Origin of the sequence: Micromonospora sp. NPDC051227 (assembly GCF_044455385.1) — a bacterium.
Lineage (GTDB): Bacteria > Actinomycetota > Actinomycetes > Mycobacteriales > Micromonosporaceae > Micromonospora.
This window is the reverse complement of the sequence record NZ_JBITET010000001.1, coordinates 752,239-778,786: the sequence shown is the minus strand read 5'-3', so window position 1 is coordinate 778,786 and position 26,548 is coordinate 752,239. Positions and strand designations below refer to the sequence as shown.

24 protein-coding genes and 1 pseudogene are annotated in these 26,548 nt (G+C 70.2%); 13 read left to right on the top strand and 12 right to left on the bottom strand.

Annotated features, from left to right (window positions below):
* Positions 1-62: 62 nt before the first annotated feature.
* The 3 genes from ACIA47_RS03580 to ACIA47_RS03570 are packed head-to-tail and all read right to left on the bottom strand — an operon-like array spanning position 63 to position 5,705.
* Entirely contained in the window at positions 63-2,930 is a 2,868-nt protein-coding gene (locus ACIA47_RS03580) for an FAD-binding and (Fe-S)-binding domain-containing protein (protein WP_396705140.1), read from the bottom strand.
* A gap of 25 nt (positions 2,931-2,955) precedes the next feature.
* The gene (locus tag ACIA47_RS03575) at positions 2,956-4,128 is read right to left on the bottom strand and encodes an anhydro-N-acetylmuramic acid kinase (RefSeq protein WP_396705138.1); all 1,173 of its coding nucleotides are present in this window, start codon (positions 4,126-4,128) and stop codon (positions 2,956-2,958) included.
* A gap of 11 nt (positions 4,129-4,139) precedes the next feature.
* Complete coding sequence (locus ACIA47_RS03570) at positions 4,140-5,705, bottom strand: sodium:solute symporter (protein ID WP_396705136.1); 1,566 nt, start codon at positions 5,703-5,705, stop codon at positions 4,140-4,142.
* Positions 5,706-5,960: 255 nt separating this feature from the next.
* Between ACIA47_RS03570 and murQ the strand changes: the two genes are divergently transcribed.
* Positions 5,961-6,854: an N-acetylmuramic acid 6-phosphate etherase gene (murQ, locus tag ACIA47_RS03565; RefSeq protein WP_396705134.1), complete on the top strand. Its 894-nt coding sequence runs from the start codon at positions 5,961-5,963 to the stop codon at positions 6,852-6,854.
* Positions 6,855-7,017: 163 nt separating this feature from the next.
* Here the strand turns inward: murQ and ACIA47_RS03560 are convergent, their stop codons facing one another.
* The 4 genes from ACIA47_RS03560 to ACIA47_RS03545 form a co-directional block, all read right to left on the bottom strand.
* On the bottom strand, positions 7,018-7,302 hold the full coding sequence (locus ACIA47_RS03560) for a hypothetical protein (RefSeq protein WP_396705132.1): 285 nt from the start codon (positions 7,300-7,302) through the stop codon (positions 7,018-7,020).
* A gap of 13 nt (positions 7,303-7,315) precedes the next feature.
* Positions 7,316-8,065, bottom strand: coding sequence for a hypothetical protein (locus ACIA47_RS03555; protein ID WP_396705130.1), 750 nt, complete (start codon positions 8,063-8,065; stop codon positions 7,316-7,318).
* Between the two features lie 226 nt (positions 8,066-8,291).
* A complete protein-coding gene (locus ACIA47_RS03550) occupies positions 8,292-9,530 on the bottom strand; it encodes an MFS transporter (RefSeq protein ID WP_396705128.1) in 1,239 nt (412 codons plus the stop codon).
* Positions 9,531-9,605: 75 nt separating this feature from the next.
* Complete coding sequence (locus tag ACIA47_RS03545; RefSeq protein WP_396705126.1) at positions 9,606-10,271, bottom strand: DNA alkylation repair protein; 666 nt, start codon at positions 10,269-10,271, stop codon at positions 9,606-9,608.
* A 111-nt stretch (positions 10,272-10,382) separates the two neighbouring features.
* On the opposite strand from ACIA47_RS03545, the gene ACIA47_RS03540 reads away from it, so the two are divergent.
* Positions 10,383-11,096, top strand: a complete 714-nt coding sequence (locus ACIA47_RS03540; protein ID WP_396705123.1) for an alpha/beta fold hydrolase — start codon at positions 10,383-10,385, stop codon at positions 11,094-11,096.
* A 66-nt stretch (positions 11,097-11,162) separates the two neighbouring features.
* On the opposite strand, the gene ACIA47_RS03535 is transcribed toward ACIA47_RS03540, so the two are convergent.
* The gene (locus ACIA47_RS03535) at positions 11,163-12,926 is read right to left on the bottom strand and encodes an alpha/beta hydrolase-fold protein (RefSeq protein ID WP_396705121.1); all 1,764 of its coding nucleotides are present in this window, start codon (positions 12,924-12,926) and stop codon (positions 11,163-11,165) included.
* A gap of 346 nt (positions 12,927-13,272) precedes the next feature.
* On the opposite strand from ACIA47_RS03535, the gene ACIA47_RS03530 reads away from it, so the two are divergent.
* Complete coding sequence (locus tag ACIA47_RS03530) at positions 13,273-13,665, top strand: YybH family protein (RefSeq protein WP_396705119.1); 393 nt, start codon at positions 13,273-13,275, stop codon at positions 13,663-13,665.
* A 116-nt stretch (positions 13,666-13,781) separates the two neighbouring features.
* On the opposite strand, the gene ACIA47_RS03525 is transcribed toward ACIA47_RS03530, so the two are convergent.
* Positions 13,782-14,084 (bottom strand): alpha/beta hydrolase, encoded by a 303-nt coding sequence (locus ACIA47_RS03525; protein ID WP_396705117.1) that lies wholly within the window; start codon positions 14,082-14,084, stop codon positions 13,782-13,784.
* Between the two features lie 211 nt (positions 14,085-14,295).
* Positions 14,296-14,490 (bottom strand): annotated as a pseudogene (locus ACIA47_RS03520) (winged helix-turn-helix domain-containing protein); the annotation flags it as partial.
* A gap of 283 nt (positions 14,491-14,773) precedes the next feature.
* On the opposite strand from ACIA47_RS03520, the gene wrbA reads away from it, so the two are divergent.
* The gene (gene wrbA, locus ACIA47_RS03515; RefSeq protein WP_396705115.1) at positions 14,774-15,382 is read left to right on the top strand and encodes an NAD(P)H:quinone oxidoreductase; all 609 of its coding nucleotides are present in this window, start codon (positions 14,774-14,776) and stop codon (positions 15,380-15,382) included.
* A gap of 94 nt (positions 15,383-15,476) precedes the next feature.
* Here the strand turns inward: wrbA and ACIA47_RS03510 are convergent, their stop codons facing one another.
* Positions 15,477-16,079, bottom strand: coding sequence for a class I SAM-dependent methyltransferase (locus ACIA47_RS03510; protein WP_203123428.1), 603 nt, complete (start codon positions 16,077-16,079; stop codon positions 15,477-15,479).
* Between the two features lie 145 nt (positions 16,080-16,224).
* On the opposite strand from ACIA47_RS03510, the gene ACIA47_RS03505 reads away from it, so the two are divergent.
* The 3 genes from ACIA47_RS03505 (at position 16,225) to ACIA47_RS03495 (ending at position 18,075) form a co-directional block, all read left to right on the top strand.
* Positions 16,225-17,061 (top strand): alpha/beta fold hydrolase, encoded by an 837-nt coding sequence (locus ACIA47_RS03505; protein WP_396705112.1) that lies wholly within the window; start codon positions 16,225-16,227, stop codon positions 17,059-17,061.
* A complete protein-coding gene (locus tag ACIA47_RS03500) occupies positions 17,054-17,644 on the top strand; it encodes a TetR/AcrR family transcriptional regulator (protein WP_396705110.1) in 591 nt (196 codons plus the stop codon). Before ACIA47_RS03505 ends, ACIA47_RS03500 begins: the two co-directional genes overlap by 8 nt.
* A gap of 116 nt (positions 17,645-17,760) precedes the next feature.
* A complete protein-coding gene (locus tag ACIA47_RS03495; protein WP_203123422.1) occupies positions 17,761-18,075 on the top strand; it encodes a chorismate mutase in 315 nt (104 codons plus the stop codon).
* Between the two features lie 19 nt (positions 18,076-18,094).
* On the opposite strand, the gene ACIA47_RS03490 is transcribed toward ACIA47_RS03495, so the two are convergent.
* Positions 18,095-18,937, bottom strand: a complete 843-nt coding sequence (locus ACIA47_RS03490; RefSeq protein ID WP_396705108.1) for an IclR family transcriptional regulator — start codon at positions 18,935-18,937, stop codon at positions 18,095-18,097.
* A gap of 111 nt (positions 18,938-19,048) precedes the next feature.
* Between ACIA47_RS03490 and ACIA47_RS03485 the strand changes: the two genes are divergently transcribed.
* The 6 genes from ACIA47_RS03485 to ACIA47_RS03460 all read left to right on the top strand — a co-directional run bounded on the left by ACIA47_RS03485 (position 19,049) and on the right by ACIA47_RS03460 (position 26,062).
* Complete coding sequence (locus ACIA47_RS03485; protein WP_203123418.1) at positions 19,049-20,296, top strand: sugar ABC transporter substrate-binding protein; 1,248 nt, start codon at positions 19,049-19,051, stop codon at positions 20,294-20,296.
* Between the two features lie 76 nt (positions 20,297-20,372).
* On the top strand, positions 20,373-21,326 hold the full coding sequence (locus tag ACIA47_RS03480) for a carbohydrate ABC transporter permease (protein WP_396705105.1): 954 nt from the start codon (positions 20,373-20,375) through the stop codon (positions 21,324-21,326).
* Entirely contained in the window at positions 21,323-22,153 is an 831-nt protein-coding gene (locus ACIA47_RS03475) for a carbohydrate ABC transporter permease (RefSeq protein ID WP_091399805.1), read from the top strand. Before ACIA47_RS03480 ends, ACIA47_RS03475 begins: the two co-directional genes overlap by 4 nt.
* Positions 22,154-22,161: 8 nt before the next feature.
* Positions 22,162-23,343, top strand: coding sequence for a mandelate racemase/muconate lactonizing enzyme family protein (locus tag ACIA47_RS03470; protein WP_396705103.1), 1,182 nt, complete (start codon positions 22,162-22,164; stop codon positions 23,341-23,343).
* Positions 23,340-24,548, top strand: coding sequence for a fumarylacetoacetate hydrolase family protein (locus ACIA47_RS03465; protein WP_396705101.1), 1,209 nt, complete (start codon positions 23,340-23,342; stop codon positions 24,546-24,548). The genes ACIA47_RS03470 and ACIA47_RS03465 overlap by 4 nt, the downstream gene beginning before the upstream one ends.
* Entirely contained in the window at positions 24,545-26,062 is a 1,518-nt protein-coding gene (locus ACIA47_RS03460; protein WP_396705099.1) for an aldehyde dehydrogenase family protein, read from the top strand. Before ACIA47_RS03465 ends, ACIA47_RS03460 begins: the two co-directional genes overlap by 4 nt.
* The last annotated feature ends 486 nt before the right edge of the window (positions 26,063-26,548 follow it).

The following is a 26,548-nucleotide window of genomic DNA, read 5'->3' as shown; positions in this document are numbered from 1 at the left end:
ACACCAACCGCGCCGCCCGCCGCAGATCGCGGCGGGCGGCGCGCTCGTGGCTACGGCACCGGCTACGCCGGCGGCTCGATCGCCTCGACGAGCACCTCGAGCACATGCCGGTACGGCTGGCCGGTGGCCCGGCTCATGCCCATCTCGCAGGTGCGGTTGCAGGAGGCGTACGCGTCGTGGTCGCGCTGATTGATCTCGGCGGCCTGCGCCGCGGTGGCGCCGGCCGTGACCTCGGGGTGCAGCAGCCCCCGGTCACCGGCGAAGGCGCAGCACCCCCAACTGTCCGGCACGGTGACGGTGTCGGCGACCGCCCCGGCCACCGCGCGCAGGTCGTCGATGCCGCCCAGGTGCACTGTGGAGCAGGTGGGGTGCAGCGCCAGCGAGCCCAGTCGCCGGGGCTGCGGCAGCGCCGGCAGGAGGTGCTCGGCGGTGAAGGTCACGCTGTCGACGAAGCGCAGTGCGCCGTACCGTGCCTGGTCCTCCTCGGCCAGCGCGGCGGTCAGCTGCGTCAGCCCGTGCGTGCACGATGACGCGTCGCACACGACGGGCAGGCGACCCTCGTCGCTGGCCGCCCAGAGCGCGGCCAGCGTCCGCTCGGCCATCTCACGGTGACCGGCGGGGTAACCCTTGGACTGCCACGGGGTTCCGCAGCACAGGCCCGCCGTGCCGGTCGGTACGACGAGCGGCATCCCCGCCAGTTCGCAGAGGCGCAGGAACGCCGCAGCCGTTCCGCCGGACGAGCCGTCCTCGGGTGCGAAGAGGCTGCCGACGCAGGCCGCGAAGAACACCGCCCGGGCGTCCGGCGCGCTGTGCGGGGTGGGGCGGGGCGCGCCGGCGCGCGGCATGTCGTCGCTCCACATCGGCACGAGTTCGGTGGCGCCGAGCCCACGGATCACCCCGGTGGCGGCGCGGGTCACCGGCGTCGGCACGGCGTGTGCGGCGGTCAGCCCCACCCGGACGCCTGTCACGGCGGCCTTCCAGTGCCGCGCGGCGGTGCGGGCGGTGCGCTGGGCGCGAGGGCTGTGCCGCTCGGCGCGCAGCCGTTTCATCGCCGCCCCGGTGTCGATACCGACCGGGCAGGCGGTGACGCAGAGGCTGTCCGCGGCGCAGCTGTCCACCGCGGCGTACTCGTAGTCGGCGGTCAGCTCCCGGCGGCGCTCCTCGTCGCCGGCGGCGGTGGCGAGGGCGATCTGCCGTTGCAGCACGATGCGCTGCCGGGGCGTGGTGGTGACGTCGGCGGTGGGGCAGACCGGCTCGCAGTAGCCACACTCGACGCAGGCGTCCAGCTCGGGGTCGACAGTCGGGACGGCCTTGAGCTGCCGCAGGTGCACTGTCGGGTCGTCGTTGAGCAGCACACCGGGGTTGAGCAGTCCGCTCGGGTCGCACAACCGCTTGAGTTCGCGCATCACGTCGTACAGCTCGTCGCCGTACTGCCGGCGGACGAAGGGCGCCATGGCCCGGCCCGTGCCGTGCTCCGCCTTGAGCGTTCCCCCCTCGGCAAGCACGAGGTCGACCATGTCGTCCGTGAACCGGGCGTAGCGGTCGATCTCGGCCGGGGTGTCGAAGGACTGGGTCAGCATGAAGTGCAGGTTGCCGTCGCGGGCGTGTCCGAAGATCACCGCGTCCGGGTAGCCGTGCCTGTCGAACAGGCGGATCAGTCCGTCGCAGGTGCCGGTCAGGCGCGGCATCGGCACCGCGACGTCCTCCAGCAGGGCCGTGGTGCCGGGCGGGCGGGCCCCGGCGACGGCGGTGTAGAGGCCCTTGCGCAGGTGCCAGAGGCTGGCCCGTTCGCGCGGGTCGCGGGTCAGCTCGGTGCCGGTGACGGCCGGCAGCCGGTCGAGCACGGGTCGGGCGTCGGCCAGCGTCGCGGCCAACTGCTCCGCGCTGTCCTCGGCGAACTCCACCAGCAGCGCGGCGTGGCCGGTGACCGTCAGCCCGCGCAGGGTCGGGCTGGCACCCGGGTCGCGCTGGCTGACCCGCAGCGCGGCCGCGTCGAGCAGCTCGGCGGTACGGGCGCCGGCGGCGAGCAGGGCCGGCAGCGCGTCGGTGGCGTCGGTGAGACCGGGCAGGATCAGCAGGCCGGTGGCAGCGTGGTCGTGGATCTCGACGGTACGGAAGACCGCCTCGGCCACGAAGCCGAGCGTGCCCTCGCTGCCGATCATCAGGTGGGCGAGCATCTCGACCGGGGTGCTGTGGTCGAGCAGCGAGTTCAGCCCGTACCCCATGGTGTTCTTCATCGCGAACAGCCGCTCGATGGTGGCGCGCGAACCCGGCGTCGATCGCACCCGGTCGCGCAGGCGCAGCAGCCCGGCGTGCAGCTCGGGCTCGTCGGCCCGCAGCCGGTCGTCGGCGTCGCGGGCGCCGGAGTCGACGACGGTGCCGGACGGGAGCACGAAGCGCAGCGACTCCATGGTGCGGTACGCGTTGTCGGTGGTGCCGCAGGTCATCCCGCTGGAATTGTTGGCCACCATGCCACCGACCGTGCAGGCGGCCTCGCTGGCCGGGTCCGGGCCGAGTCGGCGTCGGTAGCGGGCCAGCCGGGCGTTGGCCTGCCGGATCGTCAGGCCCGGCTGGAGCCGGATGCGGCGGCCGTCGTCGAGGACCTCGGCGTGCCGCCAGTCGGTGCGGACGTCGACCAGCACCCCCGCGCCGCCGGCCTGCCCGGCGAGGCTGGTGCCGCCGCCGCGCAGGGTCAGCGGCACGCCGGCCTCCCGGGCGCCGGCCATCAACGCGCCCACCTCGGCCGCCGAGGCCGCGCGGACCACTGCCTGCGGCTCGAACAGGTACGGCGAGGCGTCGTGTGCCGCCGCCAGTCTTCGGGGCAGTTCGGCGCTGGCCCGGGTCGGATCGTCGAGGCGCGAGCGCAGCAGGTCGGCGACCTCGCGGGCGCGGACGCCAGCGGCGCTCGGCGCGGGAACGACGGTGCTCATGGGCGGATCCTCCCGGGAATGGTGGTCAGTCGGCGACGATCAGCAACCGGTCGGGGGCGGTCTCGACCGGCGCCGGCAGCCGCAGCGGCTGCCGGCCGGGGGTGATGCTGCCGAGCACGGAGGCGTGCCGTGCGCCGGTGCCCGACCGCAGGGTGCCCGGCAGTCCGTGCACGGTCAGGTAGCCCAGCAGCGCGAAGGCCAGCGCCTCCTTGGCGTCCGACGCGATGCCCAGGTCGTCGCTGGAGGACAGCTCGACGCCGGGCAGCTCGTCGACGATCATGCGCATCAGCGTCGGATTGTGTGCGCCGCCGCCGGAGACGACGAGCCGGGTGACGCCGTGGTCGCGGCAGGCGTTGGCCACCGTGACCGCCGTCAGTCGGGTGAGCGTGGCCAACACGTCCTGCGGGTCCGGCGTGGGCGCGTCGGCGAGGGCGGCGAGCAGGTAGGGCCTGTGGAACAGCTCCTTCCCGGTGCTCTTCGGGCTGGGCAGCCGGTAGTACGGCTCGTCGAGCAGCCGGCGCAGCAGGTCCGGGTTCACCTGCCCGGCGGCGGCGCCGCGCCCGTCCCGGTCGTACTCCTCGGTGCCTCCGCTGAAGTGGCGCGCGGCGGCGTCGAGGAGTGCGTTGGCCGGCCCGGTGTCGAAGGCGAGCGGGTCCGCGTCCGGCGCGACGACGGTGATGTTGGCGATGCCACCCAGGTTCAGGGCGGCCGGGACGCCGGGCAGGCCACCCAGCAGCAGCGCGTCGAAGAGGGCGACCAGGGGAGCGCCCTGACCGCCGGCGGCCACGTCGCGGTTGCGCAGGTCGGCCACGACCGGGAGGCCGGTGGCCTCCGCGATCCAGGCTGGCTGACCCAGCTGGAGAGTGCCCCGAACCGTGCCAGCCTCGACCCAGTGGTGCATGGTCTGCCCGTGCGAGACCACCAGGTCGGCCTGGCCGTCGCACAGCTGGGCGAGGGCCCGCACGCCGGCCTCGGCGAAGGCCTGGCCGATGCCGGTGTCCAGCACGCAGATCGCCTCGGTGGTGGTCGCCGCGGGCGGCAGGGCCGCGGCGATCCGGGTGCGCAACTCGTCGGAGTACGGGTGGCTGAGCCGGCCCAGCGTTCGCATCCGCACTGTGTCGCCGCTCAGCTCGAACTCGGCCGCGGCGGCTTCGATGCCGTCGTAGGAGGTTCCGGACATCAGGCCGATCACGCGCATCACGTCCTCCTTCACGCCCGGCCGGCGGGCGCCGCCGCTGCGTCGTCGTCGACCTCGTCGCTACGTCCATGGTCGTACGGAGTCTCCGGGGCCGGGTGGAACCGGCTCGACACCGCGCCGACGACCAGGGTGATCAGGACGCCGATCGGGACCAGCCACTGGGCGGCGATAGCGGTGGCGGTGGTGGCCCCCGCCGTCGTCACATCGATCTTGACGTAGCGGACGATGTAGGTCATCACCGCCACGGTGACGAGGAAGGCGATCACCGCGTCGACCTGGTTGGCCCGCTTGACGAGGCGGCCGAGCAGGAAGGCCCCGAGCAGCGCCCCGTAGGTGTAGCCGGCGATGGTCAGACCGGTCAGGTAGACGTTTCCGGTGCTGGAGCTGAACGCGCAGGCGAACACCGCCATCAGCACCGCCCAGACCAGGGTCATCACCCGGGCGAGCCGGAGCATCGCGTCGTCGGACGGAACCTTGCGGAAGAAGCTGTGGATGAAGTCGGCGACTGTGGAGTTCGACATCGAGTTCAACGCCGAGGACAGCGAACCCATCGCGGCGCCGAGGATGCCGGCCACCAGCAGACCCGAGATGCCCACCGGCAGGGCGTGCAGGATGAAGCTCGGGTAGAGGTTGTCGCTGCTCGCCAGGCCGAGTTCCTTGAAGGTCTGACCCTCGTTGTACGACCACAGCAGCGCCCCGACCAGCGAGAACGCCGCAAACTGGATCACCACGAAGATGCCCGAGGAGATCATCGCCTTCTGCCCCTCGCGCAGCGTGCGGGTGGACAGGATGCGCTGGACGATCAACTGGTCCGACCCGTGGCTGGCCATCGCGAAGATCGCGCCACCGATGATCGCGGTCGGCAGGGCGAACGGGCTGGTGAGCACGTGCGCGAGGGTGAAGTTGGTGTCGAAGAGCTGGAACTTGCCGGCGTCCAGCGCCTGCGAGTAGCCGTTGAAGCCGACGGCGTGGCTGAGCACCGCGATGGCCAGGATCGCCCCGCCCAGGTACAGCCCCATTTGGATGGCATCGGTCCAGATGACCGCCTTGATGCCACCGAGGTAGGTGTAGATCACCGTGATGAGCGTCAGCACGATGATGATGGCCTGATAACCGACATTCAGCCCGAACTCGTCGAGAAGAAGCTTGATGGGGATGGCCGAGGCGAACAGCCGTACGCCCTCGGCGAGCAGCCGGGTGAAGACGAACGTCACCGACGCCAGGCCCTGGAGCTTCAGGCCGAACCGCTCACCGAGGTACTGGTAGGCGCTGACGAACCCACCCCGCTTGTAGAGCGGGATGAGCACCGCGGCCACGACGACCCGACCGATGACGTAGCCCAGGGCCAGCTCGACGTTGCCGAAGCCCTGACCGCTGTAGGCGCCGCCGGGAACACTGATCACGGTCAGGACGCTGGTCTCTGTGGCGACCACCGAGAACGAGACCGTCCACCAGGGCAGTCGACCCTCGCCCACGAAGTAGTCCTTGGCGGACTTCTGTTTACCGGACAGGCGTAGTCCGACGTAGGCGATCACCACGAGGTACAGCACGATCACGACGAGGTCGAGTTGACGCACGGCTCGCTCCCAACCAGCGGTTGTCAATAAATGACGCTGACCCACCCTAACGCGAAACTTTTTGCCACCGCCCGTCCGGGCTGGTTACGCTGTGGTTTCAGCCTGCTGATACGGGGATTGTTCGCAGCTGCGCCCTCGGCCTGGCCGCGGCGGCGGGTCGCGAGGACGCGCTCGACGGCGAGCCGCCACCGGGCGACCCGAGCACCTCTCCCCGCTGGCCGGCGACTGCACACCAGCGAGAGGAACGAGCACCCCGTGGACCTCAGCACCCTCGGCACCGAGACCCGCAACGACAAGACCGGCGACCTCGACCGGATGTCTTCCACCGAGTTGCTTCTCGCGATGAACGACGAGGACCAGACGGTCGCCGACGCCGTCCGCCGGGCCGTGCCGGACATCGCCGCCGCCGTCGACGTCATCGTGGCGTCGCTCCGTCAGGGCGGACGGCTGATCTACCTCGGCGCGGGCACCAGCGGCCGGATCGGCATGCTCGACGCCGTCGAGATCCCACCCACCTTCGGTACGACGCCCGAGCGGGTCATCGGTCTGCTCGCCGGCGGGGCACGAGCCTTCGGCGTCGCCGTCGAGGGCGCGGAGGACGACCCGACCCGCGCCGTCGCCGACCTCGACGCCGTCGGCCTGACCGCCCGCGACACTGTGGTCGGTCTCGCCGCCAGCGGCCGTACGCCGTACGTGGTCGGTGGGTTGGATCACGCCCGCGCGCTCGGCGCGGCGACCGTCTCGGTGGCCTGTAACACCGACGCGGTGACCAGCCGGCACGCCGACGTCGCCATCGAGGTGCCCACCGGCCCCGAGGTGCTCACCGGCTCCACCCGGCTCAAGGCCGGCACCGCCGAGAAGCTGGTCTGCAACATGCTCTCCACCGCCACGATGGCCAGGCTCGGCAAGGTCTACGGCAATCTGATGGTGGACATGAACGCCACAAACGAGAAGCTCGTCGACCGGGCGCGGCGGATCGTCGCCGAGGCCGCCGACACCGACCTCGACACTGCGGCGGGGGCGCTCGCGGCGGCGCACGGGCACGCCAAGACGGCCATCGTGCTGCTGCTGGCGAACTGCACCGCCGAGGAGGCCGCGGCCCGGCTGCGCGCCGCCGACGACGACGTCCGGGCGGCCGTCGCGGCCTGACCCCTGGTGGCGTCTTGACCGCGTCGGGGCGAGGGTGTGCGGTAGCGCGTCGCGGTGGTGGCGGCACGATGCCACCGCCCGACATTCTGAACGCACGGTGTCCGGATCAGAAAGCCAGATCGACGAAGCGCCCCGTCCGGTGTGGACGGGGCGCTTCGTGGTGTCAGTCGTGCTGTGTGTCTGGAACCGTTCGGTCCTCGTCCGCGACGCCGTCGGGCGAGCTGGCCAGCTCGATCCGGGGGGACCGATCGGGCGGGAGGTGGGCGAAGTCGGCGATGACGACGACATCCACCTCTCCGTCGATCATCGTCTGCTCGACGGTCTCCCACGGGGCCCGCATGATTCCTGCAAATCGGTAGGAGTGTCGGCGAAGGTGGTTGAGACACTTCGCGACGGCGGGCTCCGACGGCTCGATGTGGGCGGGGATCCAGATTACGGCGATTTCCATGAACCTCTCCTGATCAACGTCGTGGACGCGAGTGGGTGATCAGGAGTTGTTGGGGCGGGGGAGGACCCCGCTCGACGGGACGGCTGGTAGCGCGCCTGTCGACGGCGGTGACGGTGAACCCTGGCCGCAGCGGCGAGGTGGGCGGCGAAGCTGCGGCTGTTGACGTGTGTGGATCAGCGCCGCCGGCGCCGACGCCGGTCGGTGCGGACGCGAGCGCCAGCACGAACGCCGGTGGCCCCGGTGCGGGACGGGCGGGCGGGTTGGGCCGCTGTCCGGTGACGGCGGTCATCGTCGCCCGCGCCTGCTCCGACGCCCGGCCATCGGACGAGCCGCGAGCGCCGCTCCGGGTCACCGTCGCCGGTGCGCGCGGCGACGGTGCCGGCGATGGCAGCGAGGCCACCCGTGCTACCGGAGACGCCGAGGCGGATGATGCCCCTGTTGCGTGCGACGACGACGGGGGGCCGCCCAGCCGACTTGGCCGGGCGGTGGAGAGCTTGGCCGACGGCGTCGGCAGCGGAACGGCCGACGGCAGGGGCAGCGGCTCCGTCGACGGTAGGGGAACGGGCAGGGTCAGGGGGACGACAGCGGTCGGCAGCGGCAGGGGAACGGTCAGCTGCACCTCGACCACGTCGGCCACCGAAACCTTGGGGGCCTCCGGCGAGGTGGCGACCTGGCCCAGCGGGAGCCGCGACGGCGACGGAGTGTCGGCGTGGGCGGGGTTGGCACCCAGAGTCGCGCCGAGCGCCACCGCGCCGAGCGCCACCGGGGGGAGGCTGTGCCTCAGCCGCATCAGACGGAGGCCGCCGGCAGCGCGGTCGCCAGGCCTGCCCGGTCCGACTCACCGGCCCGGTGCCGCCGGCCGAGCAGTCGCCCCTCGCACCCTGCCGTTCCCTCCATATGCGGGTTCTTGCCCCGGCAGATCGAGGGCTACACCTCCCATCGATATCCTGACCGAGCGATGTGGACAGACCGGAGCGCACCCGGCCGGGTCACACCCGAGCTTCGGTGGGTGTCGGCGTGGGGTCGAGTGGCAGGTCACGCAGCCCGCGGATCGGCGTCGACAGGTAGATGATCGGGGACAGCACGGTGAGCGCCCCGAAGATCAGCAGGGTGGCACGGGCGCCGAGTGGCCCGGCCAGGATGCCGGCGAGCAGGCCGCCGACCGGGATGGCACCCCGGGAGACGAACTTGACCGTGGCGATCACCCGGGACAGCAGTTCCGGTGGGCTGGCGAGCATCCGGTAGGTGCGGGTGGTCACGCTGAGCACCACAGTGGAACTCGCGAAGATGAGGTTTCCGACGGCGAAGGCCAGGAACGCGGCGGTGCCGGTGCCCAGCGGGATGATGAGCGCGCCGGCCACACCGACGAAGGCCGCGATGATCAGGCCGCGTGCGGTGCCGAACCGATCGGTGAACCGGGTAGTCAACGCCGCGCCGATGAGCGCGCCGAGGCCGTCGGCGGCGATCAACAGCCCGACCATGAGCGGCGATGCGTGCAGCTCACGCACCAGGTAGAACGGGAACAGGGCGAGCATGGCGCCGTTGACGAAGTTCGTCGCGGTGGCGTCCCACATGGCCGGGCCGATGATCGGGTGCCGGAGCACGAAGTGCCAGCCCTCGCGGATCATCGTGGTCATCGGCGGCCGCTCGGCCGGTCGCTGCACCCGCCGGGCCGGCAGGGTGCGCAGCAACGTGGCGGAGAGCAGGTAGCTGACGGCGTCCACGAACAGCGTCGGCACCGCGCCCAGCAACTGCACCGCGAGACCGCCCAGGGATGGCCCACCCAGCGCGGTGGCGGCGTGCGTGCCGGAGGTGAGGCTGTTGCGGGCCTGCAACTGCGCGGCCGGCACGATCTCCGGCAGGAAGGTCTGGTTCGCCACGTCGAACAGCACGTTGGCGAAGCTCACCACCAGGGCGACAGCGATCAGCTGGGCCACCGTCAGCATGTCGAACCACCAGGCCAGCGGGACCGACGCGATGGCGAGGGCCCGGACCAGATCCAGGGCGACCTGCATGCCGCGCAGCGGCAGGCGCTGCACGATCACGCCCGCCGGCAGACTGATCAGAAGGTACGCCAGATAGCTCGCCGCCGTGATCAGACCCATCTCGAAGGCCGACGCGTGGAGCACTGTCAACGCGGTCAGCGGTAGGGCCAGCGTGCCGACCGCCGAGCCGAGTTGGCTGGTCGTGCCGGCGACCCACCACCGCCAGAATGCAGTAAGTCCCATAATGGAACTCACTATAGGGGCGCGCGGGAGACGACGTCGACCCCGCCGATGCGGGATCGACCGGTAATTCGCTGCCTATCGCGATCGGCGCACCATCTCGCTGATCCAGGTGGGCGCGAACGGAGACGTACAGCCGGGGGAGGTGGGGTAGTCCTTGAGCACCTCGAGCCGTTCGCCGATGTCGATCGCCCGGGCGCGGTGCTCGGCGCGCTCGATGCCGATCTGCGCCAGGCAGTGGTTCATCGCCCACTGCAGGCGATCCGGCGCGTCCTTCATCTCGGTCTCGATCGCATCGAGCAGCCCCGGGAGGTCGAGACTCTCGGGCTTCTTCGTCACGCGCTCGGTGGTCAGCGCCCAGCCGGCACTCGCGACCACGGGATCCGGGTCGGCGAACCAGGCCAGCCGCAGCTCTTCGGCGTACGGGCTCTTCTTCACCACGTAGTTCACGAGCCAGTCGTGCACCTTCGGGGTGCGCGCCTCGCGCAACATGACGTCCAACTCGTCCCGCTCGAACGCCCTGGGACGGCAGATCAGGATTGCCAGCAGCCGCGCCGAGGCCCCGCCCGTCGCCCAGAGCTGGCGCGCGAGATCGTGCTGCGTCTTCAGCCGCTTCGCCAGCGCCCGAAGCGCGCCGAGGTGCACACCGTGATCGTCACCGTGTCTGGCGTTCACCGCACGTGCCTTCGGGTCCTCCAACTCGGCCAGTTCGGCCATCACCTCGGCCAGCGTCGTCGTAGCCATCGCAGCCTCCTACCACGTCGGGACCGGACGTTTCACACTCGCGTAACGGGTATCCAGGCGTACCAGTGCGACCGGCGGTGAACAGCTTCACGGAGTGAGGGGGCACCTATCATGCCTGATCCACAGCCCACCATCGTGCTCGTGCACGGCGCGTTCGCCGAGTCGGCGAGCTGGAACGGTGTGCTCGAGCGGCTGGGCGCCGGGTACGACTCGGTGGCCGTCGCGAACCCGCTGCGCAGCGTGGCGGGTGACGCCGCGTACGTGCGGGATGTCGTCCGCGGGATCGGCGGTCCTGTCGTCCTCGTCGGCCACTCGTACGGCGGCATGGTGATCACGCAGGCCGCCGCCGGCGACACCTCCGTGCGGGCCCTCGTGTACGTCAACGCCTTCGCGCCGGACACCGGTGAGTCCGCGATGACGTTGTCCGCGAAGTTCCCCGGCAGCACGCTCGCCGACACGCTGGTGCAGTACCCCGTGTCGACCGGCGGCAACGAGGTGGCCATCGGCCAGGACCAGTACCACGCGCAGTTCTGCGCGGACTCGTCGGACGACGTGGCAGCGCTGATGGCCCGGACCCAACGGCCGATCACCGAAGAGGGCCTGGGCGGCAAGCTCACCGGCGATCCCGCCTGGCGATCGCTGCCCAGCTGGTTCGTGTTCGGGGACGCTGACAAGAACATTCCCGCCGACGTGCACCGCTTCATGGCCGAGCGGGCCAACCCCCGGGGGCAGCGCGAGGTCGTCGGCGGTTCGCACGCGATGGCGGTGGCCCGGCCGAGCGAGGTGGCCGAGACGATCATCGAGGCGGTTCGGGGCGTGAGCTGACGGTCCGGACGGACAGCTGACGGTGGGCCGACGACGAGAGGCCGCCGGCCCACCCCTGCTGGCTGGTCAGCGAACCCGCAGCTGCTGGTGGACCGCTGCGGCGGGGGCGTGGACCGGGTCACCGGAGTAGGCGACGTGCAACGGATACGACCCGGAGTGCAGCCCGTCGGTCGGCAGCTCGACGACGGCCGCGCCACCGCGGAGCGGAACCGCCCGGGTGGTTCCGCCGAAGGTGACGGCGACCTCGCCTGTCACCTTCGGAGCCTCCCGGTGCGGATGCTGTGCCCGCACGTCGACGGTCAGCGTGAACGTGCCACCGCGGACGACCGAGGCGGGCGTGGCCTTCGCCTTCACCGCGACTCGCGCCGGGCCCGGAGGCGTCAGGGTGACCTGGGCCGAGCGTGACTTGGTCGGATCGACCACCGACGTCGCCACGACGGTGAGCGACGACGCGGTCTCCGCGGCGGCGACCGAGAGCAGACCCTCCGCGGAGATGGTGGTGCCGGTGGAGGTCGCACCCTGAACCGACCACGTCACCGCCGGGCTCACACCCTCGTTGGTCGTCACCTGGGCGGTGAACTGCCTGGCCCAGTTCCAGCCCGTCGTCAGGTTCACCGTCGCGGGCGTCACCGACACGGAGTCGACCCCCGACCACAGGTGGTCCCGGGCGAAGATCGTGAACAGCTGGCCCGCCGTCATCCCGTCGTGCGCACCGGGGACCTGGGTGGTCGCGGCGGCGTATCCCCGGGCTCGGAAGTTCTCCGCGATGGCGTTCTGGGCGTTGAGGTTGCCCTCGAAGACGCCGTTGCCGAGGAAGACGGAGAGGTCGTCGTCCCCGACCGCGTTCGCGATGGTGTCGTAGTCCTGAATGGTGAGCGACGGGTTGCCGGAGAAGTGTCCGTAGAACGCGAAGGTGGTCGGGTAGTTCTTGATGACGACGCCGCCGGTCATTCCGCCGTACGAGAACCCGGCGTAGGCACGTCCGGTGCGCTCGGTCGAGACGTTGTAGCTGCGCTCGATGAGGGGCAGGATCGTCTGGACCAGGTTGTTGGCCGCGTTGGTCTGGTTGTAGGACGCGAAGCCGAGGCCGGTGCCCGTGAAGTGGTTGCCCATGGTGACGACCACCGTCGGCTCGATCTCGCCCCTGGCCGTCATGTTGTCCAGGATGTTCGGGACGTTCGCGGGGACCATGAAGTCGGTCTCGTCGCCGAAGATGCCGTGGGCGAGATACGCGACCTTGTACGGCTCCGCGCGGTTGGCGTCGTAGTTGGCCGGCAGGTAGACGCCGAGGTAGTGGCCACTGTCGCCCAGGATCGTGGTGTACGGGACGTACCGGACGGTTCCCCGCTTCGCGCGGTCGGCCACCGGCAACTCGTAGTCCGCACGCTCCTTCAGCACCGGGTCGTGCTGCTTCTTGGCGTACGGCACGTACACGGCGTCGAGAACGTCGTTGTTCCTGACCCGGAACGAGGACTCGCCCGGCGGCCGAGGGTTCGTCGAGGCCGGATCCCAGATGCGCTTGTTCTCCCAGCCCTGGGTCGGGTCCCAGACCCGGTACCAGTAGCTGAGACCTCCGGCGTGCAGCGGGACCGAGACCGACCAGTTTCCCTTCGGGTCCCTGGTCATGTCCCGGAGGAACTCGGTGCCGCCCGCGTGGTAGCGCCCCGGCTGCCACTCTTCCGGCTGGTAACGCGTGGTGCCGGTGTCGACGTCGAGCAGGGTCAGGTCCCCGGCGAGACGGACCTGGGTGGCGTGGGGATTGCGGTAGACGAACGTGACGGTGTAGCCGGTCGGTGAGGTGCGGTCCGCCTTGACCGTCGCGCCCGGCACGGGCGAGGGCCTGCCGGCGGCCGCAGCCGGCGCGGGGACGACGGCCCCCGCACCGAGTGCCGTGAACGCGAGAATCGAGACCGCAAGCCGGAGCCTGCGTCTTCCGGTCGTTTCCCTCATGCGCGAAGACTCCTTTGTGGTGGTCGCTCGTCGCGGTTCGGTCCGGTGGTGGGAGTTGAGGGCTCCGATGGCAGCTAAATCGAATTAGCATCGGGAGTGTGGCTGGCTACACCTTTCGATGTCAAGGGTGTCCGGGGCCGATGCTGGCGAGCGCCCCGATGGGTGCACTACCCCCGGCCTGCGGGTTTTCCCAGCTGGGCGCCACCCGGATGGCAAGGTGATGGCCATGGACAGGAAGCACGTCGAGGAGTGGCTGGCGACCTACGAGAGGCTCTGGCGGACCCCGGGAACGGATGCGCTGGTCACGCTCTTCACCGAGGACGCGAGCTACCAGCAGGGGCCGTACTGGACGCCTGTCGTCGGCCTGCCGGCCATCGCCCGGATGTGGGAGAAGCAGCGCAAGGGCCCCGACGAGGTGTTCCAGCTGACCACCGAGATCGTCGCGGTCGAGGGCGACACCGCCGTGTCGCGCCAGGAGGTCCGCTACGGCGACCCGGTCGACCAGGAGTACCGCGACCTGTGGGTCATGCGGTTCGCCGAGGACGGACGGTGCCGCTCATTCGAGGAGTGGCCGTTCTGGCCGGGACAGCAACCCGCCGATCCGCCCGACGGCTCCTGACCGCGAGTGGTTGCGGCGACGCCCCAGCCGCCGGGGTAGGAGACCTGACCGACACGACGTCGGACCGGTTGCGCTACCTACCGAGAGCTGGGGCGTCACAGTGACGACCTCGCCCGTCAGACCGGGGCGGCCGGACGGTTCGCGCCGACCGGCGGCGTGGTTCTGGTGATGAGGTACCGCTCCACCTGACGACGGGTGCACTCGGTCCGTGGGTAGCTGGCGTGGCACGACCCCTCGTAGGTGACGAGGTGGCCCCGGCTGCCGAGCTGGCGCACCACCCGCTGCGCCCCGTCGTACGGGGTGGCCGGGTCGTACCGCCCGTTGAGCACCAGCAGCGGCGCGCTCGTCCGTACCCGTAGCTGATGTTGTGGGTTGGTCGCCGTCCAGCCCAGGCAGATCGCGCCGAAGCGGACGGTCAACGGTGAGACCCGCAGGTGCGGTGCCGCGGCGCGGGACAGTTCGAGATTCCGGTTCCACTCGGCGAACCCGTCGACCGGCAGCGACCAGTCCTGGCAGAACGCCGGTAGCGCGTACTCGGTCAGGTCCTTGTCGCGCGGAATACCCGCGCTGGGCCAGGTCGTCGAAGGTCACGCTGTCCACAGTCAACCCGTTCAGGGCGAGGCGGTAGCCGGTGGGCCCGGCGAGGATGGCGAGGTCGGGGGAGCCCGGGGACCGTAACGCCCGACGTAACGCCCAGACATGGGTCTTCACGTTGCCGGCTGCCGTCTTCGGTAGGCGTCCCTGCCACAGCTCGTCGACGAGTTGGTCGATGGACCACCCGGTGCCCGGCTGCGACATCAGCACGGCCAGGAGGCGCACCTGCATCGGCGTGCCGAGGGCCAGCCGTTCCCCGTGGGCCGACCACACCTCGACCGGTCCGAGCGGTTGGTACCGCGCCGCCGGTGGCGCCCCCGCGGGGTCCATCGCCTCATCGTAGGGGCCCGAACCGTCCCGCCTCATCGGCTGGACGGCCGCGGCCCGTGCACGTCCCCTGGTGTGCTCCGTCACGGAGGTGGGCATGGTCAGGACGTTGGGGTGTCGCGAGGTGGCTGCTACAGTCGGGATTGTTGCGGCCGCAAATTTATCAGCGGCAACTACTTTGGGAAGGATGCCTCCGATGACCAAGCTCTCCGTCATCTACTACTCGTCCACCGGTACCCTCCACGCCATGGCCAAGCGCCTCGCCGAGGCCGGCGAGAAGGCGGGCGCCGAGGTGCGGCTGCGTCAGGTTCCGGAGCTCGCCCCGGCCGAGGCCATCGCCTCCAACGCCGCCTGGAGCCAGCACTTCGACGCCACCAAGAACGAGGCGAAGGCGACCGCCGACGACGTCGTCTGGGCGGACGCGGTGCTGTTCGGGACGCCCACCCGCTACGGCAACGTCGCCAGCCAGCTCAAGCAGTTCCTCGACACCCTCGGCCCGCAGTGGGCGCAGGGCCAGCTCGCCGACAAGGTGTACGCCGGCTTCACCGCCTCCATGACCGCGCACGGCGGCCAGGAGTCGACCCTTCTCGCGCTCTACAACACCATTCACCACTTCGGCGGTCTGGTCGTCGCCCCGGGCTACACCGACCCGCTGAAGTTCGCCGACGGCAACCCGTACGGCGTCTCGCACGTCACCGGCGGCAGCAACGACGCCCCGCTGGGCGACGCCCAGTTCGCTGCCCTCGACCACATGGCCGAGCGGGTCGTCAAGATCGCCGGAAAGCTCAGCGCCTGATCGCGCTGGCGCCGTAACGGACGCCCGCGTCGGCGCGGGTGCTCAGTTAGGCGAGGGCCGGTCTCCCGCTATGGGAGGCCGGCCCTCGGCGTCCTCACACCGCGATCGCCGCGATGGCGGCAAGCGGCCGATGCTCGTCGGTGCCGGGCCGCCGGAGACGTTCCACCTCCCGGAAACCGGCCCGGCCGAGTCGTTCGGAGACCTCGTCGACCGGCCAGCGGTAGGCGGTCAGGACCTTGTGGTCGAAGGCGCCGACCTCCTCGGCGTCGAAGACGCCCAGGACCAACCGCCCGGCCGGGACCAGCACCCGCCGGAACTCCTTGAGCATGCCGTCGAACTCCGGCGGCGGAAGATGAATCAGCGAGTACCAGGCCAGGATGCCGTCGATGGAGTCCTCGGCGACGTCGAGGCGTTCCATCGAACCGAGGTGAAACTCGACGTCCGGGTGGGACGCCCGCGCATGCGCTATGAACTCGGGGACCAGGTCGATCCCCATCGCGTCGACGCCCAGCTCACGAAGGTAGCCGGTGAGGTGGCCGGGCCCGCACCCCAGATCGAGCACCCGGCCGGGCCGGCTGCCCAGGTGTCGTCTGATGAGGGCGAGGTCGTCGGTGTCCACCTGCTGGCTCGTGCCGAACAGCTCGATGTAGAGCTCCGCGACGGACGCGTAAGCCTGCCGTACCGTGTCCGTTTCCATCGCGGCACTATACGGAAACGCCGCCCCCGACGCCCTCTATCCCCAGCTCGGCCTCGGCGGAGGGAAGTAGCGGCGACCGGCGTTTGCCCCCTGCGGCTAATGCGGTTAGCCTTTAGCTAACCACGTTAGCCTCTTGGAGGGTGTCATGACCGAATACCTGGGCATTGCCGGCAACACCATCGCCTACGAGGTCACCGGGCAGGGCCCACTGGTCGTCCTGGCGCACGGCATGGGCGACAACCGGCACTCGTACCGGTTCGTCGCTCCGGCCCTGGCCGCGGCCGGATACCGGGTCGCCAACGTCGACATCCGTGGCTGCGGCGACTCCAGCCTCGGCTGGGGCGGCTACAGCCGCACCGACATCGCGGGTGATCTCGTCGCCGTCGTGCGCCACCTCGGCGGTCCGGCCGTGCTCATCGGCCATTCGATCAGCGGCGGTGCCGCGACCATTGCGGCCGCCACCGCGCCCGCCCTGATCACCGGCATCATCGAGCTGGCGCCGTTCACCCGCGCACAGTCCTTCGACCTCGGCGGGTTGGTGCGGGTGAAGCGCTTCCGGGCCGGCTACCGCCAACTGGCGCAGGTACTCATCCGGGGCAGCCTGGCGAACTGGAAGAAGTACCTGGACGTGGCGATCCCCACCAAGCCCGCCGACTGGCACGGCGAGCTGGCGCGCATCGAGGCCAAGATGAGTGAGCCCGGCCGGATGAAGGTCCTCCAGGCCATGGCCAAGACCAGCCCTGGCGACGCCGGTCGGCAACTGCCCAACGTCACCTGCCCGGTCCTGGTGATCCAGGGCAGCGCCGACCCCGACTGGGCCGACCCGCGGGCCGAGGGCGAGCGCATCCTCGCCGACCTGCCGCGAGGGCTCGGTGAGCTGGCTGTCATCGAGGGCGCCGGCCACTACCCGCACGTTCAGACGCCCGACGAGGTCCTCGCCCTGGCCCTGCCCTTCCTCGCCCGGACGCTGACCAATGCCTAAGGCCCGGCTCACCCCGGCATCGGTCACCGAAGCCGCGGCCGCGCTGGTCGACGAGGTCGGCTTCGACAACCTCAGCATGGGTCTGCTCGCCGAACGGCTCGGGGTCAAGACCCCCTCGCTCTACAAGCACGTCACCAGCCAGGCCGAGCTGGCGCACCGGATCGCCGTCCTGGCCATGACCGAGGCCGGCGATGCCATCCGCGACGCCATCCAGGGCCGGTCCGGCAGCGATGCCCTCGCCGCGGGCGCTCAGGCGATGCGGACGTACGTGCGGGAACACCCCGGCCGGTACGCGGCCGCCAACGCCACCAGCCCGACCGGCCCCGACGACCCGTTCATCCCGGCCAGCGATCGGGTGCTCGCCTCCTGGGCGGCCATGCTGAGCGGGTACGGGCTGGACCCCGGCCAGGAGATCCACGCCATGCGGACGCTGCGCAGCGTCCTGCACGGCTTCGCCACCTTGGAGGTGGCCGGTGGGTTCCAGATCGACGCGTCCGTCGACGACAGCTTCACCTGGCTGATCAACTTCATCGATCAGGGCCTTCGCGCCGGCGCCGCCAGCGGCAGCGACCTCGCCCGCTGACACCGGGTCGCCTCGACCCGTACCGGCTGCCTCGCCGTGCGGTGCCTACCCCTGGCAGGGAGTGGTTGGGGCCGGCAGGGCTCGCAATGCTTCGAGTTCGTGGGACGATCTTCGGCGTGGCAGAGACTGCGGCGACGTTGACCGAGATCCGCGCTGGGATCGACGCACTGGATCGGGAGCTGGTCGGCCTGCTCGCCCGGCGGGAGGCGCTGGTCCGGCAGGCCGCCCCGCTCAAGAGCGACGGTCAGGCGGTCCGTGCGCCGGACCGGGTGGCGCAGGTGGTGGCCCGGGTCCGCACGTTGGCCAGCGAGGCCGGCGCGGACCCCGATCTGATCGAGCGGATCTACCGGGGCATGATCCAGGCATTCATCGACATGGAGACCGACGAGCACCACCGCATCACCGGCGGGTCGGCGCCGAGAACGCGGTGATCGCCCGGGACGTGCACGCTCAGGTGGCGGAGCGGCTCTCACCGTCCGGGCTCGCCAAGGCGGGCGGCGCGTAGCCGAGCTCGTACGAGATCTTGTTGGCGGTCTCCAGGAGCAGCGGAAGGTTGCTCCTGAGCTGGTCGAGGCTTGCGATGACCTCGATCGCCGTGATCGAGGCGGCGGCGATGACCTGCCCCCGCGAATCCCTGATCGGCGCGGCCACGCACATCACGTACGCGTCGTGCTCGCCGTTGTCCACTGCCCAGCCGCAGTCGTGGATGCGGGCAAGTTCGGCTTCCAGGGCGTCGTGGTCGGTGAAGGTGGTGTCGGTGAATTTCTCGAAGACGACGTGGGATAGAAGACGGTCGCGTTCCTGCCGGGGCAGGTAGGCCAGGATCGTCTTGCCCACAGCGCTCGCGTAGATGGACACCGCGCGTCCCACCCGCGAGGGCAGCTTGACGGCGTCGAACGCCGGGCTGTCCACCTTGTCGATATAGATGATCTCGTCGCCGGTCAGTTGGGCCAGGTGTACGGTGTGGCCGGTCGCGCGTTGCAGCGCACGCAGGTGCGCGGCCGCGGGCTGGCGGAGGTCCATCGAGCCGAGCGCGAGCTCAGACAGCTCGATCAGGCCGCTGCCGAGCACGTAGGTGCCCGCGCCGGTGCGGCGGACGAAGCGCGCGGACTCCAGTGTCTGCAGGATGCGCAGGGCTGTGGACTTGTGAACGCCGAGCACGTCCGCAGCCTCCGTAAGGGACAGCGGGTGCTCCGCGGATCGACGGATGAGGTCGATCGCGCGGCGGATTGATTGCGCCAAGGCTGTGTCTCCCCTCGCGCGACGGGCAGCGCCGTCGCTGTCGTTGCACATTATGCAATATAGATGACGCGATGCGCAATCGACACTTGACACCGTTGCACATGGCGCTACGATCGTTGCAATTTAATCGGTTCGATGCCAACACGTAACAGTGGAGTAACGATGGGTAATAAGCGCGCTCATTTCGGCATCGCCAGGGCGGCATGTGCCCTCGGCCTGGTCGCCACCCTCCTGACCGGTTGCAGCTCGGACGGCGATTCTGGCGACGGCGTCACCAAACTGACCTTCGCCGCCTCGACCTTCGGCGACCCGGGTCGCGGGCCCCTGTTGACGAAGTGGCTCGACGAGTTCAACCAGAGCCAGACCAAGGTCCAGGTGTCCGCCGCAGCGGTGCCGTACCCGACCTTCGGCCAGACCGTGCTCACGCAGATGGGCAGCGGCAAGGGCCCCGACCTGATCCGCTTCGACATGCCCGAGTTCGAGGCGGCCTCTGACGCCGGCCTCGTCGCGCCGCTGGACAAGGTGATCGACGCCAGCAAGTACGACCTGCTCAAGCAGCCGGACCAGTTCATGGTCCACGACGGTGTCCGGCACGGCGTCATCTTCGAGGCGTCGAACTACGCGATGTTCTACAACGCGGATCTGATCCCGACGCCGCCGACCACCTACGAGCAGTTCAGCTCCACCGCGAAGTCGCTGACCAAGGGCGACGTCTTCGGCCTGGCGTTCCGTCAGACGGAGGCCGAGGAGGCCGGTGTCTGGCAGGACATCTTCAACTACGTCTACGGCTTCGGCGGTGCGTGGTCCGACGGCAAGAACCTGACGATCAACTCACCGGAGAACCTCAAGGGCCTCCAGGCGTTCAAGGACCTGTACGACGCGAACGTGATCCCGCGCGGAGCGGACGCGGCCACCTTCCGGCGGATGTTCGCCGAGGGCAAGGTCGGGATGGAGCTCAACAACGGCGGCTACGTGACCGCCACCCGCGGCCAGAACGCCAAGCTGAACTTCAACGTCGCGCCCATCCCGTTCCCCGTCCGCAAGCAGGGCGCGATCCTCGCACCGATCGTGATCAACGAGGCGAGCGAGGGCAAGGACGAGGCCGGCACCTTCATCAAGTGGGCGCTGGAGCCGCAGAACCAGGTCAAGCTGCAGGAGATTCTCGGTGCGAGCAGCGTGGCCACCACCACGCAGCGCAGCGCGGAGGCGCTCAAGGCGACCCCGTTCCTCACCGTCTTCGACGGACTCACCGAGACCAGCCTGCCGCAGATCGTGCTGGGGTTCGAGGCCAAGACGCCGGACATCCGCAAGGTGGTCGTGCAGAACGTGGTCGCGGCACTGCAGGGCAAGGCCGACCTCAAGTCGGCACTGGATCGCGCCCAGCAGCAGGCGAGCGAACTGGTCCGCTGACCGCTCGACACGGCGACGCTGCCGGCGCAACGATCCGTGCGTCGGCAGCGTCCTTCCCCCAGAAGGATCGAACCCGATGACTGTGGTCGAGCAGACCGGAGCACCGAAGACAACAACCCCGGGCCGACCCCGGCGTCGGCCCAGCCCGCTGGGTAGCAAGTGGACGCCGTACCTCTTCCTGGCACCCGCCGCCCTGTTCATCCTCGTCTTCCAGGCCGTACCCCTCGTGCAGGAGGTGTACCTCAGCTTCACCAGGACGAGGCTGCTCAACCCCACCCGCAGCGAGTGGGTCGGGCTCGACAACTTCAACCGGATCTTCGGCGACCCCGAATTCCACCGCACCCTGCTGATCACCTTCGTCTACGTGATCACCTGTGTGGTCGTCGCGATCGGCGCCGGACTCGCCGTCGCGCTCCTGCTCAACAAGAAATTCCGCGGCCGGGGCCTGGCACGGGCGCTGGTGACCGTCCCCTGGGCCGCTCCGGGCATCGCGGTCGCCCTCATCGCCACCTGGATGCTCAACGCGCAGTACGGCATCGTGAACCGGTTCCTCGACGCGGTCGGGCTCGGCGTCCCGGGTGGCGCCATCCTGGACAGCTCGCGCTACGCCCTCCCGGCGGTGCTCGCCACGACCATCTGGCAGCTGTTCCCGTTCACCTCCGTGGTGCTGCTCTCCGCCCTGCAATCCGTTCCGCAGGACCTCAACGAGGCCGCGACAGTGGACGGCGCCGGACGATGGGCCACCTTTCGCGCGGTCACCTGGCAGGTCATCAAGCCGACAGTGGGCCTGCTGGCCCTGCTGATGACGATCTGGTCGCTGCGGCGGTTCGAGCTGATCTGGCTGATGACCAAGGGCGGACCGGTCGGCGCCACCGAGACGCTCGTCATCGACCTCTACTCGCAGGCGTTCGACTCGAAGGAACTCGGATCGGCGGCGGCCATCGGAATGGTCGGCGTCGTCGTCTCGCTCATCGTCATCATCGGCAGCCGCCTGGTCGCCCGTGCCGTGGAGAAGGGGGACGTCCGATGAGGCGCTTCCGATTCGGTGTCACCGCACGGATCGTCGCCGTGCTCGTCGTGCTGGGCGTCGCGGTGTTCCCGCTGTACTGGATGTTCGTCACGGCGCTGTCCAGCAACAGCGACCTCTTCGCCGATCAGCCCCGCCTCACGCCCGACCTCGGCCAGTTCGGGGTCTTCGTGGATGCGCTGGCCGAGGGTAAGGCGGCCGGGTGGCTGCTGAACAGCCTGATCATCGCCGTCGGCACGATGGTGCTCTCCGTCGGCCTGGGCATCCCGCTCGGCTACGCGCTGTCCCGGTTCTCGTTCTGGGGCAAGGCCGTGCTGACCGTCGTGCTGCTGTTCACGCAGATGCTTCCCGAGGCGCTCATGGTCGTCCCGCTGTTCGCGCTGTTCCGCCGCTTCGAACTGCTCGACTCGCTGACCGGCCTCGTCCTGGTGAACTCCGCCTTCGTCCTGCCGATCGTCGCGCTGATCCTCAAGGGCGCCATCGACGGCATCCCGAAGGAGCTGGAGGAGGCCGCGCGCGCCGACGGCGCCCGGCCCTTCACCACCCTGACCCGCATCAACGTGCCGCTCATCGCGCCGTCGATCGCGGCCACCGCGGTCATCGCCTTCTTCCACGCCTGGAACGAGTACGTGTTCGCGGTGACGTTCATCTTCAACCCCGATCTGCAGCCCGCCTCCGTCGGCATCGCGAACTTCATCGGCGAACTGGGTACACCGATCCAGACGGTGATGGCTGTCGCCTTCCTGTTCACGCTGCCCGCCGTCGCCTTCTACCTGTTGGTGCAGAAGTACGTGGTGTCCGGCATGACCGCCGGTGCGGTGAAGGGTTGAGCCGAAAAATGAAGATCGTCTCTGTCGACACACTGGTCGTCGACTTCTACCGTACGAACCTCGTCATCGTGCGGGTCCACACCGACGAGGGGATCATCGGGCTCGGTGAGGCCACCCTGGAGGGCAAGGAACGTGCCGTCCAGGGTGCCATCGCCGAACTGGCCGAGGCGGTGGTGGGCCTGGACCCCACCAGCATCTCGAAGATCCTCTACGAGACCGCGCGGGACTGGTACTGGCGCGGCGGGCCGGTGATCATGACGGCGTTGAGCTCGCTGGAGATGGCCCTGTGGGACATCTCGGCGCGCGAGCTCGGCGTACCGGTCTCCCGGCTTCTCGGCGGCGCGACCCGCGACCGGGTCCGCGCGTACGCGAATGGTTGGTTCTCCGGTGCCGTCACGCCTGAGGACTACGCGGCCGCCGCGCGCCGGACTGTGGAGTCGGGCTTCCGGGGCCTCAAGTGGGACCCGTTCGAGAACTACGACCTGACCATCACCACCGCGCAGTTGGACCGGGTGCTGGCCCAGATCGACGCCGTCCGTCAGGCGGTGGGCCGCGAGGTGGAGCTGTTCGTCGAGGGGCACGGCCGCTTCGACGTCCGCCACGCCATCAAGGTCGCCAACGAGATCGCCCAGTTCGACCCGGTGTGGTTCGAGGAGCCCTGCCCACCGGACAACCTCGATGCGCTCGTCGACATCCGTCGCGCGTCGCCGGTGCCGATCGCCGCGGGGGAGCGGTGGTACGGGAGACAGGGCTTCGCGCCGGCGCTGGCCCGCCAGGCGGTCGACTTCGTCCAGCCCGACGTGACGCACGCCGGCGGGATCGCCGAGCTGGCCTTCATCTCCACGCTCGCCGCGACCAGCTACGTGGGCTTCGCACCGCACAACCCGAGTGGTCCACTCAGCACCGCCGCGACGCTGCAACTCGGGGCGACGTTGCCCAACTTCCGGTACCTGGAGATCATGGCGACCGACGTGCCCTGGCGTCCCGAGATCACCAACGAGCGGTTGGTGCTGACCGACGACGGCGACATCCTCATCCCGACCGGGATCGGCCTGGGCATCGAGCTGGATCTCACCGCGATCGAGCAGCATCCGTTCACACCGCACCCGCTGCGGATGTTCCAGGACGCCGTCTTCGACATCCGTCCCCGCGACGAGCGGTCCTTCTTCAACCTGGAGAGCGACTCATGACGCTGCCACGGCCCCGGGGGTCGGCCGCGGCCGAGGACTGGGTCGGTACCGCCGCCGAAACGTTGCCGGACGATGCCGACAGCGTCCTCATCGGCCGGATCTGGGACCCGTCCGGCGACGGCCCCTCACCGGTGACAGTCCGCGACGGCGAGGTCATCGACATCAGCCACCGGTTCCCAACCGTCCGCGACATCTGCGAGCTGCCCGATCCCGCCGCGACGGTGGCCGGGCTCGACGGGCCGAGGGTGGGCGACTTCGGGGAGATGCTGGCCAACACGGGGGCCGCGACCCGGGACCGTGGCCGGCCCTGGTTGCTCGCCCCGGTCGACCTCCAGGCGCTCAAGGCCGCGGGCGTGACCTTCCCGATCTCCATGATCGAGCGGGTGATCGAGGAACGGGCGCGGGGAGACCTGGCACTGGCGGCGGACATCCGGCACCGCATGCTCGCCGACGTCGGTGTCGACCTGCACAGCCTGGAGGCGGGCTCGCCGGAGGCGGATCGGCTCAAGAGTCTGCTGGTCGCCGAGGGCATGTGGAGCCAGTACCTGGAGGTGGGCATCGGCCCGGACGCCGAGATCTTCACCAAGGGGCAGATCCTCTCCGCCGTCGGCACCGCCGTTCCGGTCGGCGTGCTCGCCGCGTCGACCTGGAACAACCCGGAACCCGAGGTCACGCTCATCGTCCAGTCGAGTGGCCGAATTGTCGGCGCCACCCTCGGCAACGACGTGAACCTGCGCGACATCGAGGGCCGCTCGGCGCTCCTGCTTCCCCTGGCGAAGGACAACAACGCCTCCTGCGCCCTCGGCCCCCTGATCCGGCTCTTCGACGACCGGTTCGGCATGGATCGGGTACGTGAACTCGAGGTGCGCCTGGAGGTTCGCGGCGAGGACGGCTTCCACCTGGAGGCGGTCTCGGAGATGACGCAGATGTCGCGTGATCCCGAGGAGCTGGTCCGGCAGCTGATCGGGCCGCACCACCACTATCCCGACGGCGCCGCCCTGATGCTCGGCACCATGTTCGCGCCCATCCAGGACCGGGACCGCCCCGGCGAGGGCTTCACCCACAAGGTCGACGACGTGGTACGGATCAGCTGCCCGGCGCTCGGCACCCTGGTCAACCGGGTGCGGCACGCGGAGGAGTGCGAGCCCTGGCACTTCGGCGTCCGCGATCTCATGGGCAATCTGGTAAGGAGAGGACTGCTGTGAACGTGGTCATCACTGTCGATCCGCGCGACGGTCAGCGTCGCGCGACGGAGCTCACCGAGACCGACGAGTCTCGGCTGGAGGTGATCGCCGGCCAGACGTCCCCGGCGGCGCAGTGGCTGGCCGCGCGCGGGAGGCTCGGCCGCGCGGAGTTGCTGGACGCGATCGCCGCGTCGCTGGAGTCCCGTCGGGTGGATCTGGTCGCTGCCGCCGAGGCGGAGACCGGGCTGAGCCACGCGCGACTCGACGGCGAACTCACCCGGGCGGCGCTCCAGTTCCGAATGTTCGGCGATGTGCTGCGCGACGGAGCGTACGTCGAGGCCACCATCGACCACGCCGCCGACACACCGCTCGGCCGCGGCCCGGACCTGCGGCGGATGCTCGTCCCCCTCGGACCGGTCGCGGTCTTCGGGGCCAGCAACTTCCCGTTCGCCTTCTCGGTCGCCGGCGGTGACACGGCCGCCGCGCTCGCCGCCGGGTGTCCGACGATCCTGAAGGCCCACCCGTCCCACCCGCTGACCTCGCACGCCTCCGCCGCCGCGATCGAGGCGGCCGTCCGCGACCTCGGCGGGCCCGAGGGTGTCGTCGCGACCGTGTACGGGGAGCAGGCCGGTCGCGCGCTGGTGCGCCACCCGGCGATCCGGGCGGCCGCCCTGACCGGCTCGGTCAACGCCGCCCGCGCCATCCAGGCGGCCATCGACGAACGACCCGACCCCATTCCCCTGTACGCCGAACTGAGCAGCGTGAACCCGATCGTGGTCCTGCCCGACGCGGCCGCCGCCCGAGCAGACCAGATCGCCGAGGGACTGTTCGGCTCCTTCACGAACTCGGGCGGTCAGTTGTGCACCAAGCCCGGCCTGGCGTTCGTTCCGTCGGATCCGGGTGGCGACGGCCTGGTCGATGCGCTGCGGGCGAGAGTCGACGCGTCGGGCGGCACGGTCCTGCTCAACGAGCGCATCCGGGACGCGTACGAGGACCGGTCCACCGAGTTCGAGCGGGCCGGCGCCCGGGTGTCGGCGCGGCCCACTGTCGAACCCGGCCCGGGCTTCACAGTGGCCCCGACCCTGCTGGAGGTCGGCCTCGCCGGCCTGACCGCCGAGATCGCCGACGAGTGCTTCGGCCCGCTCCTGATCGTGGTCCGCTACGACGACGCCGCCGACCTCGACGCCGCGCTGGCCACCGTCCCGCCGTCGCTGACCGGCTCGCTTCACCGCGGACCGGGCGACGATGCCGACGTCGTACGCCGACTGGTCGACGTGCTCGCCGCCCGCGCGGGTCGCATCGTCTTCGACGGCTACCCCACCGGTGTCCGGGTGTCGTGGGCCCAGCACCACGGTGGACCGTGGCCGTCGACCAACGCCGTGCACACGTCGGTGGGCGCCACATCGATCCGACGGTTCCTCCGCCCGCTGGCGTGGCAGGACGCCCCGGCCTGGGTCCTCCCCGAGGAGTTGCGCGACGAGTACACCGCCATCTCCCGGCGAGTCGACGGGAGGTTGCAGCCAGCGGTCGAATAACCGCGTCTGCCGGTCTCTCCCGGGCGCGTTTCGGGGCACCTGCGACTGGCGCGCGAATTCCTTGACGATATCGACTCGACAGTGAATTCGTGCGCCAGTCGCTCTGGCGCCGCTGAAGCGTGCCCGAATTGTTTTTGACGCAATTTCTCTGCCCCAGATTTTCAGACCCCATCTTGACCGTCAATGCAATTCATGGTTCTGTTTCGACAGGGAACGATGTTAGCGCTCGCATGCTGCATCGCTCGTTACTGGTATCCCCTCCACCTCGCCATCGAATGGTCGGTCCGCCGCTCGGTGCGGTCGAACCACACGCCGAAGAGGGAGCAGGAACATGCCCGTCGCACTTCCCCGTCCCCTGAGGCCGGCATCGGCCCGCCGGCTGATGCTCGCGCTGCTCGCCGCCGTCACCGCCCCGCCCGCCTCGGCCGCACCCCCCGCGCCCCTGGGCCGGACCGTCTACCAGTGCGGACGTCTCCGAGGTCGGCC

Excerpts from the sequence above, each read along its gene's own strand:
- ACIA47_RS03465 (WP_396705101.1), top strand. The coding sequence starts at position 23,340 with ATGACGCTGCCACGGCCCCGGGGGTCGGCCGCGGCCGAGGACTGGGTC.
- ACIA47_RS03550 (WP_396705128.1), bottom strand. The coding sequence starts at position 9,530 with ATGGGACTTACTGCATTCTGGCGGTGGTGGGTCGCCGGCACGACCAGC.
- ACIA47_RS03480 (WP_396705105.1), top strand. The coding sequence starts at position 20,373 with ATGACTGTGGTCGAGCAGACCGGAGCACCGAAGACAACAACCCCGGGC.
- ACIA47_RS03540 (WP_396705123.1), top strand. The coding sequence starts at position 10,383 with ATGCCTGATCCACAGCCCACCATCGTGCTCGTGCACGGCGCGTTCGCC.
- ACIA47_RS03545 (WP_396705126.1), bottom strand. The coding sequence starts at position 10,271 with ATGGCTACGACGACGCTGGCCGAGGTGATGGCCGAACTGGCCGAGTTG.
- ACIA47_RS03475 (WP_091399805.1), top strand. The coding sequence starts at position 21,323 with ATGAGGCGCTTCCGATTCGGTGTCACCGCACGGATCGTCGCCGTGCTC.
- ACIA47_RS03575 (WP_396705138.1), bottom strand. The coding sequence starts at position 4,128 with ATGCGCGTGATCGGCCTGATGTCCGGAACCTCCTACGACGGCATCGAA.
- ACIA47_RS03505 (WP_396705112.1), top strand. The coding sequence starts at position 16,225 with ATGACCGAATACCTGGGCATTGCCGGCAACACCATCGCCTACGAGGTC.
- ACIA47_RS03580 (WP_396705140.1), bottom strand. The coding sequence starts at position 2,930 with ATGAGCACCGTCGTTCCCGCGCCGAGCGCCGCTGGCGTCCGCGCCCGC.
- ACIA47_RS03530 (WP_396705119.1), top strand. The coding sequence starts at position 13,273 with ATGGACAGGAAGCACGTCGAGGAGTGGCTGGCGACCTACGAGAGGCTC.
- ACIA47_RS03490 (WP_396705108.1), bottom strand. The coding sequence starts at position 18,937 with ATGTGCAACGACAGCGACGGCGCTGCCCGTCGCGCGAGGGGAGACACA.
- wrbA (WP_396705115.1), top strand. The coding sequence starts at position 14,774 with ATGCCTCCGATGACCAAGCTCTCCGTCATCTACTACTCGTCCACCGGT.
- ACIA47_RS03560 (WP_396705132.1), bottom strand. The coding sequence starts at position 7,302 with ATGGAAATCGCCGTAATCTGGATCCCCGCCCACATCGAGCCGTCGGAG.
- ACIA47_RS03500 (WP_396705110.1), top strand. The coding sequence starts at position 17,054 with ATGCCTAAGGCCCGGCTCACCCCGGCATCGGTCACCGAAGCCGCGGCC.
- ACIA47_RS03510 (WP_203123428.1), bottom strand. The coding sequence starts at position 16,079 with ATGGAAACGGACACGGTACGGCAGGCTTACGCGTCCGTCGCGGAGCTC.
- ACIA47_RS03485 (WP_203123418.1), top strand. The coding sequence starts at position 19,049 with ATGGGTAATAAGCGCGCTCATTTCGGCATCGCCAGGGCGGCATGTGCC.
- ACIA47_RS03470 (WP_396705103.1), top strand. The coding sequence starts at position 22,162 with ATGAAGATCGTCTCTGTCGACACACTGGTCGTCGACTTCTACCGTACG.